Annotated in this window: 2 protein-coding genes; both read right to left on the minus strand. The window is 34.6% G+C overall.

Annotation, left to right across the window (positions count from 1 at the left end):
* Nucleotides 1–157 (minus strand): helix-turn-helix domain-containing protein (locus I130_RS16945; RefSeq protein ID WP_157480450.1); only part of this gene is annotated, 157 nt, incomplete at its 3' end.
* A 205-nt stretch (nucleotides 158–362) separates the two neighbouring features.
* Complete coding sequence (locus I130_RS00045) at nucleotides 363–1,061, minus strand: hypothetical protein (protein ID WP_157480457.1); 699 nt, start codon at nucleotides 1,059–1,061, stop codon at nucleotides 363–365.
* Between the last annotated feature and the right edge of the window lie 299 nt (nucleotides 1,062–1,360).

The raw sequence follows: 1,360 nt of genomic DNA on the forward strand, positions 1-1,360 counted from the left end.
TGGGTTTAGTTACCCATTTATTGACTTCTCTGGTGATGGTAGATCGGGTTCTTCCGAGCTTCTCTGCTATGAAAGATTTAGGTCTATTTTCTTCTAAAAGAGTCTGGATAATTACCCTTTCTTGATGTGATAATCGCCGGTGTTTTTTTGGTTCCATACAACAAATCTAAAGTTATGATTTGTTGCGTTAAGTTATTGAACTCAGGTTTTTTCTGAGTAATGCTTTGCAACGGTCTTGGTTAAGGCAAGTAGCGTGGAGTAGGGACGGCTTCTTGTCGGCTTTGTTGTTGTTTACTTGGTCTCTAAAATAGTACTTTTCAGATGAATGCCCGCTATTTGCGCTTAACCGATGTTGGCAACAGTTACTTAGTGAATTCAATTTCTATTAAAAAATAGTGTGGAATATTAAATTCCTTGCCGAATTCCTCCGGATCAATATCTGATTGTGCAACTTTACAATAGGAGGCAGAACCATCTTCTGATCTATTTGGAGTAATAACTGACATCAAATGAAATGGCTCTTCTGAATTTTCCTTTAGTACTGTTTCCCAGCCATAGAAGTCTTTTGCAACATAAACTCCGTTGCTATCAAAGGTTGGAAAATATGCTCGTTTACTTCCAAATCGGTCACCTTTAAGCCAAACTTTAATTTCGTCTTTATCAACTTTTGTCAGAAGTTTGAAGGAAGTTTCTGTAGTATCAATTCTAAAAAACTCAGTTCCTCTCTCATCAAATAAAATTTTTGTATTTATTAATTCACCATTTAAAAACTCCTTTACTCTTACTACATAGAATTTATCCTTTATTGATTCTCCAGTGAATGTAAATTCTGATTGATTTATATTTTCAAAATCAAATAAGGTTTGTAAATCTTCATTTTCGAGTCTATTATTAATTTTTACCTCAATTGTGGATTCTTCTGTTGGAATAGATAATTTGTCGGTTTGACTTTTATCAACTTGAGTTATGTCATTTGAGTTTTGAGCAAATAATGTTACTCCAGATAAATACATAATTAGTAGAATTCTTTTCATTTTCAGTTGTTTTTTAATTGTTGCCAACGGTCTTGTTTAACGCAAGTGGCGTGGAGTAGGGACACGAACTTGTCGGCTTAGTTGTTTTTTACTTGGTCACTAAAATAACACTTTTCACCAGATTGCCCGCTATTTGCTGTTAGCATCCATGAAAAAGCAGTAATCGAGTATCTTTAATAATCACTATAAAAACTAAAGATATGGAAACCCGAGTTACTGCATTACCAAAGTTATTCATAGGAATTGATATTCACAAGAGAAGCTGGAAAATACATTGCAGCACCGATCTCTTTGGCGGTAAATCTTTCACGATGCCTCCAGATCCT

The sequence above is a fragment of the Gillisia sp. CAL575 genome, from assembly GCF_000403785.1.
Lineage (GTDB): Bacteria > Bacteroidota > Bacteroidia > Flavobacteriales > Flavobacteriaceae > Gillisia.